Source organism: Thermosynechococcus sp. PP555 (genome assembly GCF_031583225.1).
Taxonomy (GTDB): domain Bacteria; phylum Cyanobacteriota; class Cyanobacteriia; order Thermosynechococcales; family Thermosynechococcaceae; genus Thermosynechococcus.
Genome location: NZ_CP134168.1, coordinates 636758 through 650858 on the forward strand (window position 1 = coordinate 636758; position 14101 = coordinate 650858).

Genomic DNA, 14101 nt, shown 5'->3' on the forward strand with positions numbered 1-14101 from the left:
GGCTTAACATATCGTTACATTTTAGTCACCGCACGCTTGTATGTTTGGATTAATTGGTCATCTGACGAATCTGGAGCACGCCCAAGCCGTTGCCCACCAGTTAGGCTATCCCGAATACGCCGATCAAGGCTTGGAATTTTGGTGTATGGCACCGCCGCAGATCGTCGATGAGATTACGGTGACAAGCGTCACGGGCAAAACTATCTATGGCAAATACGTCGAGTCCTGCTTCTTACCGGAAATGCTGGCCAACCAGCGGGTGAAGGCGGCGACTCGCAAAATCATTAACGCCATGGCCCATGCCCAAAAGCATGATATTGACATTACGGCGCTGGGGGGCTTCTCCTCGATCATCTTTGAGAACTTTGATCTGGAGAAAATGTCCCACGTTCGCAATATCGAGCTAGACTTTCGCCGCTTTACCACGGGGAATACCCACACCGCCTATATCATCTGCCAACAAATTGAGCAGGCGGCGCCCCAAGTGGGGATTGATTTGCGTCAGGCAACTGTGGCTGTCTGTGGGGCTACTGGGGATATTGGCAGTGCTGTCTGCCGTTGGTTGAATACCTGCTTGGATGTGCAGGATCTCTTACTGGTGGCACGAAATCGCGATCGCCTGCTAGATCTACAGGCGGAATTGGGACGGGGGAAAATTCTAGACTTAATGGATGCCCTGCCCCTTGCCGATATTGTGGTTTGGGTGGCCAGTATGCCCAAGGGCGTCGAGCTGAGCGTTGAGCAGTTAAAACGCCCCTCGCTGATGATTGATGGCGGCTACCCGAAAAATATGGGCACTAAAATTCAGCACCCGCAGATCCATGTTCTCAATGGTGGCATTGTCGAGCACGCCCTCGATATTGACTGGAAAATTATGGAAATTGTGAATATGGATGTGCCCTCACGGCAGATGTTTGCCTGTTTTGCGGAAGCCATGCTTTTGGAGTTTGAGGGCTGGCACACCAATTTCTCTTGGGGGCGCAATCAAATCACGGTGGAAAAGATGCAGCAAATTGGTGAGGTCTCCCGTAAACACGGATTTCAGCCCCTACTGTTGAACCCTCAGTAAAACCAAAAGGAACCCAATCGCCTATGGCAAACGAACGTCGCACGCTTCTGTTGGAGTTTGAAAAGCCCCTTGTGGAGCTAGAAGCCCAAATTCAGCAGGTGCGGGATAAGTCCTCGGAGTTTGGCGTTGATGTCTCGGAGCAAATCCGTGAATTGGAAGAGCGCGCCAAGCAACTGCGCTATGAAATTTTCAGTAAGCTGACGCCGGGGCAAACCCTGCAGGTGGCTCGTCATCCGCGCCGTCCCAGCACGCTGGATTACATCCAAGCCATTAGCGAAGAGTGGATTGAACTCCATGGCGATCGCCGAGGCAGCGATGATCCGGCCATTGTCGGTGGTATTGGTCGCCTCAATGGTCAACCCGTCGTGATGCTGGGGCAGCAAAAGGGTCGCGACACCAAGGATAATGTGGCTCGCAATTTTGGTATGGCCTCACCGGGGGGCTATCGCAAAGCCCTGCGTCTGATGGAGCACGCGAACCGTTTTCAGATGCCCATCCTCACCTTTATTGATACACCAGCGGCTTGGGCTGGGGTAGAGGCGGAGAAGTTTGGCCAAGGGGAAGCGATTGCCTACAATCTGCGGGAGATGTTTCGCTTTGAGGTGCCGATCATCTGTACCGTGATTGGTGAAGGTGGCTCAGGGGGAGCCTTGGCCATTGGTGTCGGCGATCGCCTGCTGATGTTTGAGCACGCCGTCTATAGTGTGGCGCCCCCAGAAGCCTGTGCCGCAATTCTCTGGCGCGATGCCCAAAAAGCGCCCCAAGCGGCGGAAGCCCTGAAAATTACGGCTCGCGACCTGCTGAAGCTGGGGATTATTGATGAAATTGTGCCCGAGCCTGTCGGCGCTGCCCATAGCAACCCCGTAGAAGCGGCGGAAAATCTCAAGGCGGCTCTCCTGCGAAATTTGGCGGCAGTGCAAGCCCTCAGCAGTAGTGAACGGCGGGAGTTGCGCTATCAGAAGTTTCGGCGCATGGGCGTCTTTAGTGAAGCGATATGACCCAACAAGTCTTAATCACGGGCGCCAGTAGTGGCATTGGGGCCGCCACGGCCATTGCCTTTGCCCAAGCGGGGTTTAATGTCGTGCTGTTGGGGCGATCGCCCGCCAAACTTGCTGCCGTTCATGCCCAAGTGGTGGCCTGTGGGGTTGAAGCCCATACCTTTAGCGTGGACTTTAGCGATCCTGAACCCCTGCGATCGCGCCTTGATGAGATTCTCGCTCGTGTTGGCGATGTCCATGTACTGGTGAATAATGCGGGGATGGCTAGGACTGCGCCCCTGATTGATCAACTCTTGGCGGACTGGCAGCAAATTCTTAACGTCAACCTCACCAGTGCCCTCATTTGCTCGCAAGCGGTACTGCCGCAACTGCGATCCCGCCAGTGCGGTACGATAGTAAATGTTGTTTCAATTGCTGGACGCCAAGTTTTTCCCGACTGGGGCGCCTACTGTGTCTCGAAGTTTGCCCTCATGGCCTTGACCAAAACGATGGCGGCTGAAGAACGCGCCCACGGTATCCGCGTGATTGCCATCTGTCCCGGCGCCGTTGATACCCCCATTTGGGAAGACGTAGCAGGAAACTTTGACCGCACGGGGATGTTAACCCCTGAACACGTTGCTAACACGATTTTGTACACGACTCAATTGCCGCAAACGGCTTTTGTGGAAGAGCTAGTGGTGATGCCCCTTGGCGGAACCCTCTAGGCTCCCTTTGTCCTTCACTTGTCACTCTTTCTATGACAACGTTCAATATGCCCGATTCGATCATCAACGGTAAAGCGACCACTCCGGCAATTCTGCCCGATCGCAACACCCACCAAGGCAAAGAAGCGATTCCCCACCCACCCCCCCCTGAGGTTGCCAAAGAAGAAATGATGGCCGCAGTGCGCACAATTCTACTCAATGTGGGTGAGGATCCCGATCGCGAGGGGTTACTGAAAACCCCCAAGCGGGTTGCTGAAGCGATGCAATTTCTCACCAGTGGCTATAGTCAATCCCTTGAAACCCTTGTCAACGGCGCGATTTTTGATGAAGGCCACGATGAAATGGTCTTAGTGCGCGACATTAACTTCTTTAGCCTCTGTGAGCATCACATGTTGCCTTTCATTGGCAAAGCCCATGTGGCCTATATCCCCAATCAGCGGGTGATCGGCCTCAGCAAATTGGCACGAATTGTCGAAATGTATGCGCGGCGGCTGCAAGTGCAGGAGCGCCTGACCCGTCAAGTGGCCGAAGCCATTGAAACCGTTCTCGATCCGAAGGGGGTGGCTGTGGTCATGGAAGCCAGCCATATGTGCATGGTGATGCGCGGTGTCCAAAAACCCGGCTCTTGGACGGTGACCAGTTCGATGCTGGGGGTTTTCCGTGAAGATCAAAAGACCCGTGAGGAGTTTCTGAATCTGATTCGTCATCAGCCGAATTTCTAGGACGTATCCTTGGGGGGCGATCGCTAGCCCCCGCAGTGGTTTTCAGAAACTTAGGTTAGGATGAGAAATAGCAGAATCCTCCTGAGATCATGGGGCAAACACTCTCCTTTTCCAGTCATCGCCAACGCTGGCAAACGCAGCCAAAATTCCTCAAGGTGGGGGTTGCCTATCTGCTGTGGTGCTTGAGCTTTGGGGGTTTCTGTGGCCTGCAACGCTTCTATGTCGGCCAGCCGATGATTGGCTTTTTGTACCTGATCACCTTTGGCTTTTGTGGCATTGGCCAATTCATTGATCTCTTTTTAATTCCGGGGATGGTAGATCACCGCAATACCTACCTGCGGGGGCGCTATCTGACCGCATGGGAACAAGCCGACCTCAACCCCACGACGCCCATGCACCGCTTACTGCAAGTGGCTAAGGAACACGGTGGCGTCCTTTCTGCCGCCCAAGCCGCACTTTATACCCATTTTGATGCCCAAACCGTTGAGGAACTGCTCTTTGAAGCCCAACGCCTCGGCTACGCCACAGTATTTAACGATCCAGAAACGGGCGCAGTGCGCTATCGCTTTGATGTCTAGTTCATGCCACGGTTAGACCAGTTTCAACCCATTGGGGCGATCGCCACCACTGCCCAAGGGCTGGCTCAACTGCAACGCCTTGTTGACACGGGGATTCCCCTGAACATCTGGGTACCCAGCCATTTAGCATCCACTCACCCTAGGGTACAAACCTACGATCGCCCCCTTGCAGCCCATTTGCAGGAACACTGGTGCCACTATCGCGCTTGGGTCTTTGCCCTAGCCTGCGGTGCGGTGGTGCGGTTAATCGCGCCCCTGTTGACCCACAAAAGACAGGATCCGGCGGTCTGCGTTCTGTCTGAGGATGGTCAATGGATCGTGAGTTTGCTAGGTAGTCATGGGGCTGGGGGCGATCGCCTGTGTCAAATGCTCAGCGCCGCCATTGGTGCAACACCCATTCTCACGGGAGCAAGTCATGCCCAAGGCTACTTTGCTGTGGATACCTGGGGAACGGCCTTGGGGTGGCAACGAGGCAGCGGCGACTGGAACGCGATCGCCCGCCAACAAGCTCAAGGAAAACCGCTGCAAGTGTATCAAACCTGCGGTAGCTCTTTGTGGCGCACGGCTCTTAGTTCAGATCACCCCCTTGAGTTTGTCAGCACCCCACCCCTAGAAAATGCGGTTTGGATTACCGAAAAAGCGTTGCCCTCCTCTTTGACCTCAGGTGTGGCTTGGCATCCACGGGTACTGTGGCTCGGCATTGGCTGTGAACGGGGAACATCCGCAGCCCTGATCCAGCAGGCCATTGATCATACCCTTGCCCAAGCCGGGTTAAGCCCGCTGGCGATCGCCGGCCTTGCCAGTATTGATCGCAAAGCCGATGAAGTGGGGTTATGTCAGGTGGCTGCGGCGCACCATTGGCCAAGCCGCTGGTTTTCCGCTCAAGAATTGGCGCCTGTTAGCGTACCCACCCCCTCAACCATTGTCGCCGCAGAAATGGGAACGCCCAGTGTGGCTGAAGCCGCAGCAGTATTAGCCAGTGAGGGGGGGCGTTTAATTGTTCCTAAGCAGATTTACCGTCAAGGGGGTGAACCCGGTGCGGTGACGATCGCCATTGCCCAGTCTGAACGGGAATTCATTCCCCGCCAAGGTGCCTTGAGCCTGATTGGCACTGGTCCGGGAGCCTTGGATCAACTCACCCTCGCAGCCCGTTCTGCCCTTTTGGCCGCCGATATTCTCGTGGGCTATGGGCTTTACCTAGAATTGCTGGCCCCCCTGCGGCGACCAGGACAGATGGTTGCTGCCTATGCCATTACCCAAGAGCGACAACGCGCCAAAGATGCCATCGATCTAGCCCAGTGGGGACTCAATGTCGCCGTGGTCTCTTCTGGGGACTGTGGCATCTATGGCATGGCGGGTCTGGTGCTAGAGCTATTGGCAGAAGCGGGTATCAGCGATTTACCCGTAGAGGTGTTGCCGGGGGTGAGTGCCGTGAATGCTGCCGCTGCCCGCCTAGGGGCACCCCTGATGCATGACTTTTGTACCATTAGCCTCAGCGATCGCCTGACCCCTTGGCCAGTGATTGAGAAGCGCTTACGGGCGGCGGCTGAAGCCGATTTTGTGACCGCCCTTTATAATCCGCGTTCGCGCGATCGCCAGCAGCAATTGGTGGACGCCAAAGCCATTTTCTTAAAATATCGTTCACCGCAAACACCCGTGGCGATCGTCCGTGCCGCCTATCGCCCTGAGGAGCAGATCACCCTCACCACCCTTGGCGCCTTGAAACCGGAAACGGTGGATATGTTCAGCTTGGTGCTGATCGGCAATGCCAGTACCCGCCGCTTCCATGATTGGCTGATTACCCCTCGTGGCTATCTAGGAAAGGCATCCTAGAGCAAGCCGGCCTGACCCAGCAGACTAAGGCAAGCCCAGTTGACAATACTGAGGGCGATCGAGCCAAAAAAGGCGCTCCAAAAGCCATTGCGTAGTCTAAAGCCATCGACAAGGGCTGCTGCAAGGGCAAAAATGGCGGCATTGATAATCAGCGCAACCAAACCAAACGTCAGAAAAATAAAGGGGAATGCAAAGAATTTCAGGATAGCCCCCAACGTGGCATTCAAAAAGCCGAAGACAATCGCCGACCACAGCGCGGTTGTGAATTTATCAATTTCCACACCCAAAAATGAGAGGCGCGACACAATAAACAAACTAATACTGGTCACAATCCAAGTAATGAGTAAACCCCACATACGCAGCTCCTCACCAGTTAAACAACAATCAAAAAGAAGGGCAGTACGGGTATCCCAAAAGTCACGCTAAGCCAGTAGCTGATCAGACTGAGGAGAAGGCTCAGGAGCAGTGAGAGACACAATGACCACAGCAAATGGGAGCCAAACTCCTGCAACCCTTGCCAAAAGGAATCAAAGGACACGTCTAGGACATGGCCATTGGCAGACACCAGTACAGGGGCTTGAGACATCGCACCATCCTCCAGCAGCGTTGCCTTTATTTTAGGCCAGAGATGGGAAGGTCACGTTTTGAGACGCAAATTTTTGTAAATCATGTGTATTCAGAATCTGGGGCGATAATGGAGATAGAGCGCGATGCACTGAGGTGGGCATGGGACAAGGTTGGCAAGTGGGGCGTGTCTTTGGCATTCCCCTCTACATTGATCGGTCGTGGTTTCTGGTGATTCTGCTGTTTACCTTTCTCAATGGCAGTGACTGGCAAGCCACCTACCCGCAGTGGGGAGCACTGGCATGGGGAATGGGATTTGTCGTTTCCCTGCTGTTGTTTGCCTCAGTCTTGCTCCATGAATTGGGACACAGCTTGGTGGCACGTTCCCAAGGGATTACGGTGCGCTCGATTACCCTCTTTCTCTTTGGCGGCATGGCGGCCATTGAACGGGAATCCAATACCCCCGGTCAAGCTTTTCAGGTGGCGATCGCGGGGCCTTTGGTGAGTTTTGCCCTTTTTGCCCTGTTGCAAGGGGCAGCCGTGGTACTGCCGGGGGATCATCCCCTCCATGAACTGTTGCTCTATCTGGCCAATATCAACTTTGTCTTGGGGGTTTTTAACCTTCTGCCGGGACTTCCCCTCGATGGGGGTCAAGTGCTCAAGGCAGCCGTTTGGAAATTGACAGGCAATCGCTTTCAGGGGATGCGTTGGGCGGCGCGATCGGGACAACTGTTGGGCTGGTTGGCCATTAGTTTTGGGCTGTTTGTGACCCTCCTTGGCAGTGGTAATGGCCTGTGGTTGGGACTGTTGGGTTGGTTTGCCCTGCAAAATGCGATACTCTACCACCGTCTCAGCCAGCTCCAAGAAACGCTGCTCACTCTAACGGCTGCCGAGGCCATGACACGGGATTTTCGCGTCATTGAGGGCACGCTCTCTCTGCGGGAGTTTGCCGATTGCTATCTCCTCCTAGCTGATCGCCAGCCCACAGCCTACTTTGTCGCCACCGATGGTCGCTACCGCGGTTATTTGGATCCCCAAGCCTTGAACCATGTGGAGCGCAGCCGCTGGGAAGTGACGCCAGTCGAAGAGTTAGCCGTCCCCCTGCGGGCGATCGCCACCGTCAAAGAATCAGACTCTCTCGCCAAGACGGTTTGCACCCTAGAGGAGCAGCAACAGCGCTTTGTTACGGTTTTAACCCCTGCCGATGCCGTGGCGGGCGTCATTGATCGCGGCGATGTCCTACTGGCTCTAGCCAAACGGTTGCACTGGCAACTGGGGAAACAGGACATTCAACGCCTCAAGCAAGAAAGGCACTATCCCCCTGAACTGCAATTATTGGAACTGGCAAAAACAGCGCTGCAATTTCAGGGGAGCGATCGCGGCACACCACTCGTTTCTCAAGTTCGCTAAGAATTTTAACAATGGCTACTGCAACGGCGATCGCTCGAGCAATCATCAACTTTCGGGATTTAGAGACCAAATTAGGTCTCGTTAAATCCACCAACCCTAACTTTTTTCCTGAGTGGCAATCGGAAACAGCACAGCTCAGCGATAGGGAAATAGAGGCATTAAGCCGCTTATCCCAACGGTATTTACTCTACTTAGAAGAAAGTGAAGTGAGCGAGGGAACGCTAAACATTATCTTGCTATCCCCCTTACTAGACGCATTAGGCCTGTGTGACCCCCCCTATCGCATTCGCGGTGAAACATGGGTAGAAATCCAAACGGAAGTTGATAGTGAGGAGGGCAAAGTCAGCCTAGAGGGACGGATAGATGCGCTGACGATTCGGGACAACTTCTGGCTAGTCGTGATTGAAGGTAAACGAAGTGGCTTTAGTGTCTTACGGGCTGTGCCCCAAGCCCTTGCCTATATGTCTGCCTGTCCCGACCGCAATCTCCCTATTTTTGGCTTGGTGACGAATGGCTATGACTATCTTTTTGTGAAACTCATTGGCAATGAATTTGCGCTATCTCATAACTTTACTTTGCTTTCCGATAGCGATCGCAATCTCATCCGCGTCGCCCAGATACTCAAGCATTTAGTCCAGTACATCCCTGTTGCAAAGGACTTTAAGACACCAAAACCTTCAGATCAGATTAACTAACGCGCCCTGGAGGACTCGAACCCCCGACATCCGGTTTTGGAGACCGACGTTCTACCAACTGAACTAAGGACGCAAGGCTGTTTACAGAGGGCGATCGAACCGTGCTTTGATACGCGAGGCCTTACCCACGAGGTTGCGCAGGTAGTAGAGTTTGGCACGGCGGACTTTACCCCGCTGGATTACTTTTATACTATCAATTCGTGGCGAATGTAGCAAAAAGACGCGCTCAACGCCCACTCCTTGGAAGACACGGCGCACGGTAATGGTGCGGTTAATGCCCGTGTTGCGCATAGCAATCACATCCCCTTCGTAGGGTTGGACGCGCTCTTTACCGCCTTCTTGAATTTTGACACCAACCCGAACGCGATCGCCCACATGAATCACGGGCAAGTCAGTCTTCATTTGCTCCGCTTCAATCGAGCGAATAATGTCTTGGGCGTTCATGACAGTTCCTTAACTCGCAATCTCTTAGCATACCCTAAGCATTTAGACTTGTCTAGGCCAGTTTTTCATTTCTTGCTTTGCACATCGCCAAGGGTGTATCCCAAGCTCAGCAGCATCTGCCGCAGTAGGGGCAAGCTCAAGCCAATGACATTACTAGGAGTCCCGACAATTTTCTCGACAAAGGCACCACCTTGGCCATCGAGGGCAAAACAACCAGCACAGGCAAGGGGTTCACCAGAAGCGACGTAGGCAGCGATTTCGGCATCGCTAATATCGGCAAAAACAACTTGGGTGGACTCGACCTCAACACAGGTGCGCCCCTGTGCCAAGTCAATCAAGGCATGGCCTGTCAGCAATTCTCCCGTTTGACTGCGCATTTGTTGCCAGCGGGCGATCGCCACCTCTGGCGAGGCTGGTTTACCATAAATTTCTCCCCCTAGAACCAGCACAGAATCACAGCCCAAAATGAGGGCGGGGGGTGGGTAGGTTTGAGCCACTGTTTCTGCCTTACACCGTGCCAGTAATCGCACCAGTTCCGTGGGAGTAGTTGCCTGAATCACGGATTCATCAAAGTGACTGGGTTGAATAATGGGATCAATGCCAACCTGTCGCAGCAGTTGGCGGCGCGCCGGCGAGGCAGAGGCAAGAACAAAGGGCACCATAGGACTGCTTGCTCAGTAACCGATTCTTATGATCTCACATTGAAATTGTTAAACCTGCATGAGGTGTCCCATTGAGGGTTTATTATCTAGGTGTTGCGTCTGGAGCCAAACCAATGACCAGTGCGGCCTACACCTACACTCCCCCCGGCGGCCTCCCCCAAGATGCCTCGTTACCCGATCACTTTTTGGCCTACAAAACCCTCCAGTCGCTGCCGGAAATTTGGCCTCTCCTAGCGCAACGCCATGGGGAGGTGGTTGCTGTTGATGCGCCCTACGAAGAGCCGGCCACTCGCATTACCTACAGTGAACTCTATCAACGCATTCAACGCTTTGCTGCTGGCCTACAAGCGCTGGGTGTCGCTGCCGGCGATCGCGTGGCCTTATTTGCTGACAATAGTCCCCGCTGGCTGATTGCCGATCAAGGCAGTATGATGGCCGGTGCCATTAATGTGGTGCGCAGTGGTACCGCAGAGGCCCAAGAACTTCTCTACATTCTCCGTGATAGTGGGGCAACCCTGCTGCTGATTGAAAACTTGGCCACCTTGCGCAAACTTCAAGAGGGTTTAGCAGAGACAGGGGTGGAAACTGTTGTGCTCTTAAGTGCAGAATCCCCAGAACTTGAGCATTTTCCCCTGCGGCTCTTGAATTTTGGTCAAGTCTTTACGGAAGGACAATATGGCACAGTGCGGGCAGTCGCCATTACCCCCGATGACTTGGCAACGCTGATGTACACCTCCGGTACCACAGGTCAACCCAAGGGCGTGATGGTCACCCATGGGGGGCTACTGAGTCAAATTGTCAATCTCTGGGCAATTGTGCAACCGCAGGTGGGCGATCGCATTCTCAGTATCTTGCCCATTTGGCATGCCTACGAACGGGTGGCCGAATACTTTCTCTTTGCCTGTGGTTGTAGCCAAACCTATACTAACCTCCGTCACTTCAAGAATGACTTAAAACGGTGTAAGCCCCACTACCTGATTGCCGTACCTCGTATCTGGGAAGGCTTTTATGAAGGGGTGCAAAAGCAACTGCGCGATGCCCCGGCCACAAAGCGGCGTCTTGCCCAGTTTTTCCTCAAGCCTCTCTACGAACTGGGGGAGAAGCGTGTCTATCGCAAAATTCGTGAAGCCACGGGCGGTGAAATTAAACAGGTGATTAGTGGTGGCGGTGCCCTTGCCCCCCATTTGGACACATTCTATGAAGTCATCAACCTAGAAGTGCTAGTGGGCTATGGCCTCACAGAAACGGCTGTGGTACTGACCGCTCGCCGCTCTTGGGCAAATCTACGCGGCTCCGCCGGCCGTCCCATTCCCGATACCGCGATTAAGATTGTGGATCCCGAAACTAAAGCCCCCGTTGAGTTTGGCCAAAAAGGACTGGTGATGGCCAAAGGGCCACAAGTGATGCGCGGCTACTACAACAAACCGGAGGCCACTGCCAAGGTGCTGGATGCTGAGGGCTGGCTTGACACGGGTGACTTGGGCTACCTCACCCCCAATGGCGATTTGGTGCTGACGGGGCGGCAGAAGGACACGATTGTTCTCAGCAACGGCGAAAATATTGAACCGCAGCCCATTGAGGATGCCTGTGTCCGCAGCGCCTACATTGACCAGATTATGCTGGTGGGTCAAGATCAAAAAGCCTTGGGTGCCTTGATTGTGCCTAATTTGGAAGCGCTGGAGCAGTGGGTGGCTGCCAAGGGGTACCGGCTAGAGTTGCCGAACCGACCGGCACCAGCGGGCACGGGTGAACTGGTGACGCTGGAGAGCAAAGTGATTATTGATCTCTACCGCCAAGAACTGCTGCGGGAAGTGCAAAATCGCCCCGGCTATCGCCCAGATGATCGCATTGCCACATTTCGCTTTGTCCTCGAACCCTTTACGATAGAGAATGGTCTTTTGACCCAAACCCTAAAAATTCGCCGTCATGTCGTGAGCGATCGCTACCGCGATATGATTAACGCCATGTTTGAGTAATCTCCATGACAGACCCTATGGATACTAAACTGCTCCTGCGGCGCCAGATTATGGTGAAAGCAATCGTCACTCCCGAGTGGAAAGACGATGCCCAAAGGCAGCTTCAGACACAACTAAATCAAGTGGATAGCCAAATTCAGCAGTTAGATTTTCAATTGCAGCAGGTGATTGAGGAACTGCGCAAAAGCACTGAAGCGTCAGACGTAATCAATGCCCGCATTCAAGAGGTTCAAGGGCAAGCCAACAATCAAAAGGCGCAACTGTTGCAGCAAAAAAATCTGATTCTGCAGCAACTCGATCAGGTACAGCGCCTCCAAATGGGTCAGGAAGTCGATCAAGGGCAGGTGGATAACTTCTTCTATGTCACTAAAGGAGACAACTTGATCCAAAAAATGCAGGTGGAGATTCTCCTGCGCAATGGCGTCATCGAAGAAATTCGCGGCACGCTCTAACTTTTACCTTTCATTTTTAGTGAATTTGACTCCCTCTCGATTGCCAACCAAGGATAGCAGCCTCTATGATTCGTGAACTGTTCATGCCCGCCCTCAGCTCCACCATGACCGAAGGCAAAATTGTCTCTTGGGTGAAATCTCCCGGCGATAAGGTGGCCAAAGGGGAAACCGTGCTGATTGTAGAATCCGACAAGGCCGATATGGATGTGGAGTCCTTCTACGACGGCTATTTGGCAGTGATTACCGTGCCTGCGGGGGAAGTGGCACCCGTCGGTTCCACCATTGGCCTTGTGGCAGAAACAGAAGCAGAAATTGCGGAAGCAGAGGCAAAGGCCAAGTCCCTTGGTAGCGGCACGAGTGCTGCGACTCCGACGACGACAACCGCGGCGGCCACCACGAATGGCTCCGCAACGGCTCCTGTGGCAGTGGCTTCTCCCCCCAGTGCTGTCGCTGCAACTACTGGGCGAGTGATTGCTTCCCCCCGTGCCCGCAAATTGGCCAAGGAACACAAAATTGATTTGCAGACGCTCAAGGGAACGGGCCCCAATGGTCGGATTACCGCCGCTGATGTGGAAGCCTTGATTGGTGCGCCTGCAACTCCCGTTACACCAGTAGCGACACCCCCTGTCCCCACAGCCCCCCCTGCGACTGCCCCGGTCGTCGCCAAAGAGGATCTGGTGCCCCTGACAACGCTACAAAATGCCGTTGTGCGGAATATGGTGGCCAGCCTTGGCATTCCCGACTTCCATGTGGCCTACACGATTACAACGGATGCGTTGGATCGGCTGTACCAGCAAATCAAGTCAAAAGGGGTGACAATGACGGCGCTCCTTGCCAAGGCGATCGCCCTGACGCTGCAAAAACACCCGATCATGAATGCCTATTACACAGAGCAAGGGATTCAATACCGCCGCGACATTAACATTGCTGTGGCTGTGGCGATGCCGGGGGGTGGGCTGATTACACCGGTGTTGAAGAACGCTGATCAAATTGACATCTACAGCCTCTCGCGCACTTGGAAAGACTTGGTGGAGCGGGCGCGCGCCAAGCAACTGCAACCTGAGGAGTACAGCACAGGTACCTTTAGTCTCTCCAATTTAGGCATGTTCGGGGTTGACTTCTTCGACGCCATTCTCACCCCCGGTCAAGGAGCCATTATGGCGGTGGGGGCGTCGCGTCCAACGGTGGTTGCCACCGAGGATGGCCTGCTGGGGGTGAAACGGCAGATGAAGGTGAATATCACCTGTGATCACCGTGTGATCTATGGTGCCGATGCTGCCGCTTTCCTGCAGGATTTGGCGAAACTGATTGAAACCAATCCCCAAGCCCTGACGCTCTAAACTGTGACTGCCCTGCTGGAAATCAGGGATCTCCATTTTGGCTATGGGGCAACCCCCTCACTACTCCAAGGGATTGATCTCACGGTGCAGGGGAGCGATCGCCTAGGCATCATGGGGGACAATGGTTCTGGCAAAACCACACTTCTGCTGCTCTGTGCGGCTGTTCTTGCGCCACAGCGGGGAACGATCACCTGCTTGGGACAGTCAGTGGTGGCTGGACAGTTTCAACCGGCGGTGGGGGTCGTGCTGCAACATCCAGCGGATCAGTTAATTGGGGCTACCGTGGCCGAGGATGTCGCCTTTGGCCCTGAAAACTTGGGCTGTCCGACCGCAGAAGTGCAGCAGCGAGTTGACCAAGCCTTGGTCAAGACAGGAACCAGTCACTTGGCCAATCGCATGCCCCATCAACTGTCGGGCGGCGAACAACGCATGGTGGCGATCGCGGGCATTTTAGCCATGCAGCCCCAGTTGATTCTCTATGATGAACCCACGGCCTTTTTGGATCAGCGAAGTTGTGGCACGTTGATCGAGTTTTTGCAGGCGGATACCACCCCCGGTCTCATCGTCAGTCATGACCCTGCATTTTTACGCAGAGTCTGTACTCAGATTTTTCTCCTAGAGTCAGGACATCTCCGTCCACTGGCGTTGTAACCT

General features: G+C 54.1%; 16 protein-coding genes and 1 tRNA gene. 12 read left to right on the forward strand and 5 right to left on the reverse strand.

Annotated elements, in window-relative coordinates; translation table 11 throughout:
- Positions 1 to 40: 40 nt before the first annotated feature.
- The 6 genes from RHH27_RS02935 to cobJ all read left to right on the forward strand — a co-directional run bounded on the left by RHH27_RS02935 (position 41) and on the right by cobJ (position 5904).
- Positions 41 to 1069, forward strand: a complete 1029-nt coding sequence (locus tag RHH27_RS02935) for a long-chain acyl-[acyl-carrier-protein] reductase (RefSeq protein ID WP_302677311.1) — start codon at positions 41 to 43, stop codon at positions 1067 to 1069.
- 23 nt (positions 1070 to 1092) lie between these two features.
- The gene (locus tag RHH27_RS02940) at positions 1093 to 2067 is read left to right on the forward strand and encodes an acetyl-CoA carboxylase carboxyltransferase subunit alpha (protein ID WP_206201000.1); all 975 of its coding nucleotides are present in this window, start codon (positions 1093 to 1095) and stop codon (positions 2065 to 2067) included.
- On the forward strand, positions 2064 to 2771 hold the full coding sequence (locus tag RHH27_RS02945) for an SDR family oxidoreductase (protein ID WP_302678807.1): 708 nt from the start codon (positions 2064 to 2066) through the stop codon (positions 2769 to 2771). Before RHH27_RS02940 ends, RHH27_RS02945 begins: the two co-directional genes overlap by 4 nt.
- A 47-nt stretch (positions 2772 to 2818) precedes the next feature.
- On the forward strand, positions 2819 to 3493 hold the full coding sequence (gene folE, locus RHH27_RS02950) for a GTP cyclohydrolase I FolE (protein WP_225901689.1): 675 nt from the start codon (positions 2819 to 2821) through the stop codon (positions 3491 to 3493).
- Positions 3494 to 3582: 89 nt separating this feature from the next.
- Entirely contained in the window at positions 3583 to 4071 is a 489-nt protein-coding gene (locus RHH27_RS02955) for a TM2 domain-containing protein (protein WP_225901636.1), read from the forward strand.
- 3 nt (positions 4072 to 4074) lie between these two features.
- Positions 4075 to 5904 (forward strand): precorrin-3B C(17)-methyltransferase, encoded by a 1830-nt coding sequence (gene cobJ / locus RHH27_RS02960; RefSeq protein WP_302678808.1) that lies wholly within the window; start codon positions 4075 to 4077, stop codon positions 5902 to 5904.
- On the opposite strand, the gene RHH27_RS02965 is transcribed toward cobJ, so the two are convergent.
- Entirely contained in the window at positions 5901 to 6260 is a 360-nt protein-coding gene (locus RHH27_RS02965; protein WP_302678809.1) for a phage holin family protein, read from the reverse strand. The genes cobJ and RHH27_RS02965 overlap by 4 nt on opposite strands.
- Before the next feature lie 17 nt (positions 6261 to 6277).
- Positions 6278 to 6490, reverse strand: a complete 213-nt coding sequence (locus RHH27_RS02970; RefSeq protein WP_206201005.1) for a hypothetical protein — start codon at positions 6488 to 6490, stop codon at positions 6278 to 6280.
- 140 nt (positions 6491 to 6630) lie between these two features.
- On the opposite strand from RHH27_RS02970, the gene RHH27_RS02975 reads away from it, so the two are divergent.
- Positions 6631 to 7878, forward strand: a complete 1248-nt coding sequence (locus RHH27_RS02975) for a site-2 protease family protein (RefSeq protein ID WP_302678810.1) — start codon at positions 6631 to 6633, stop codon at positions 7876 to 7878.
- Positions 7879 to 7889: 11 nt separating this feature from the next.
- Entirely contained in the window at positions 7890 to 8573 is a 684-nt protein-coding gene (locus RHH27_RS02980) for a type I restriction endonuclease subunit R (RefSeq protein WP_302678811.1), read from the forward strand.
- On the opposite strand, the gene RHH27_RS02985 is transcribed toward RHH27_RS02980, so the two are convergent.
- The 3 genes from RHH27_RS02985 to RHH27_RS02995 all read right to left on the reverse strand — a co-directional run bounded on the left by RHH27_RS02985 (position 8574) and on the right by RHH27_RS02995 (position 9679).
- Positions 8574 to 8646 (reverse strand) — tRNA-Trp (locus tag RHH27_RS02985).
- 8 nt (positions 8647 to 8654) lie between these two features.
- Entirely contained in the window at positions 8655 to 9017 is a 363-nt protein-coding gene (rplS, locus tag RHH27_RS02990) for a 50S ribosomal protein L19 (RefSeq protein ID WP_302677316.1), read from the reverse strand.
- Positions 9018 to 9082: 65 nt separating this feature from the next.
- Entirely contained in the window at positions 9083 to 9679 is a 597-nt protein-coding gene (locus RHH27_RS02995; RefSeq protein WP_302677317.1) for a nucleoside triphosphate pyrophosphatase, read from the reverse strand.
- 113 nt (positions 9680 to 9792) lie between these two features.
- Here RHH27_RS02995 and RHH27_RS03000 point away from each other — a divergent pair, with 113 nt between their 5' ends.
- From RHH27_RS03000 to RHH27_RS03015, 4 genes are all read left to right on the forward strand, one after another.
- Positions 9793 to 11655 (forward strand): long-chain fatty acid--CoA ligase, encoded by a 1863-nt coding sequence (locus tag RHH27_RS03000; RefSeq protein WP_310742755.1) that lies wholly within the window; start codon positions 9793 to 9795, stop codon positions 11653 to 11655.
- Positions 11656 to 11660: 5 nt separating this feature from the next.
- Entirely contained in the window at positions 11661 to 12107 is a 447-nt protein-coding gene (locus RHH27_RS03005) for a YlqD family protein (protein ID WP_206201010.1), read from the forward strand.
- Positions 12108 to 12172: 65 nt separating this feature from the next.
- Positions 12173 to 13447, forward strand: coding sequence for a dihydrolipoamide acetyltransferase family protein (locus RHH27_RS03010; RefSeq protein ID WP_206201011.1), 1275 nt, complete (start codon positions 12173 to 12175; stop codon positions 13445 to 13447).
- A 3-nt stretch (positions 13448 to 13450) separates the two neighbouring features.
- Complete coding sequence (locus RHH27_RS03015; protein ID WP_302677321.1) at positions 13451 to 14098, forward strand: energy-coupling factor ABC transporter ATP-binding protein; 648 nt, start codon at positions 13451 to 13453, stop codon at positions 14096 to 14098.
- Positions 14099 to 14101 lie beyond the last annotated feature (3 nt).

What these genes read in the sequence shown, in the direction of transcription:
- RHH27_RS02975 (WP_302678810.1), top strand. Translation starts at nt 6,631, where the DNA reads ATGGGACAAGGTTGGCAAGTGGGGCGTGTCTTTGGCATTCCCCTCTAC.
- folE (WP_225901689.1), top strand. Translation starts at nt 2,819, where the DNA reads ATGCCCGATTCGATCATCAACGGTAAAGCGACCACTCCGGCAATTCTG.
- RHH27_RS03000 (WP_310742755.1), top strand. Translation starts at nt 9,793, where the DNA reads ATGACCAGTGCGGCCTACACCTACACTCCCCCCGGCGGCCTCCCCCAA.
- RHH27_RS02955 (WP_225901636.1), top strand. Translation starts at nt 3,583, where the DNA reads ATGGGGCAAACACTCTCCTTTTCCAGTCATCGCCAACGCTGGCAAACG.
- RHH27_RS02995 (WP_302677317.1), bottom strand. Translation starts at nt 9,679, where the DNA reads ATGGTGCCCTTTGTTCTTGCCTCTGCCTCGCCGGCGCGCCGCCAACTG.
- rplS (WP_302677316.1), bottom strand. Translation starts at nt 9,017, where the DNA reads ATGAACGCCCAAGACATTATTCGCTCGATTGAAGCGGAGCAAATGAAG.
- RHH27_RS02945 (WP_302678807.1), top strand. Translation starts at nt 2,064, where the DNA reads ATGACCCAACAAGTCTTAATCACGGGCGCCAGTAGTGGCATTGGGGCC.
- RHH27_RS02970 (WP_206201005.1), bottom strand. Translation starts at nt 6,490, where the DNA reads ATGTCTCAAGCCCCTGTACTGGTGTCTGCCAATGGCCATGTCCTAGAC.
- RHH27_RS03005 (WP_206201010.1), top strand. Translation starts at nt 11,661, where the DNA reads ATGACAGACCCTATGGATACTAAACTGCTCCTGCGGCGCCAGATTATG.
- RHH27_RS02940 (WP_206201000.1), top strand. Translation starts at nt 1,093, where the DNA reads ATGGCAAACGAACGTCGCACGCTTCTGTTGGAGTTTGAAAAGCCCCTT.
- RHH27_RS03010 (WP_206201011.1), top strand. Translation starts at nt 12,173, where the DNA reads ATGATTCGTGAACTGTTCATGCCCGCCCTCAGCTCCACCATGACCGAA.
- RHH27_RS02965 (WP_302678809.1), bottom strand. Translation starts at nt 6,260, where the DNA reads ATGTGGGGTTTACTCATTACTTGGATTGTGACCAGTATTAGTTTGTTT.
- RHH27_RS02935 (WP_302677311.1), top strand. Translation starts at nt 41, where the DNA reads ATGTTTGGATTAATTGGTCATCTGACGAATCTGGAGCACGCCCAAGCC.
- cobJ (WP_302678808.1), top strand. Translation starts at nt 4,075, where the DNA reads ATGCCACGGTTAGACCAGTTTCAACCCATTGGGGCGATCGCCACCACT.
- RHH27_RS02980 (WP_302678811.1), top strand. Translation starts at nt 7,890, where the DNA reads ATGGCTACTGCAACGGCGATCGCTCGAGCAATCATCAACTTTCGGGAT.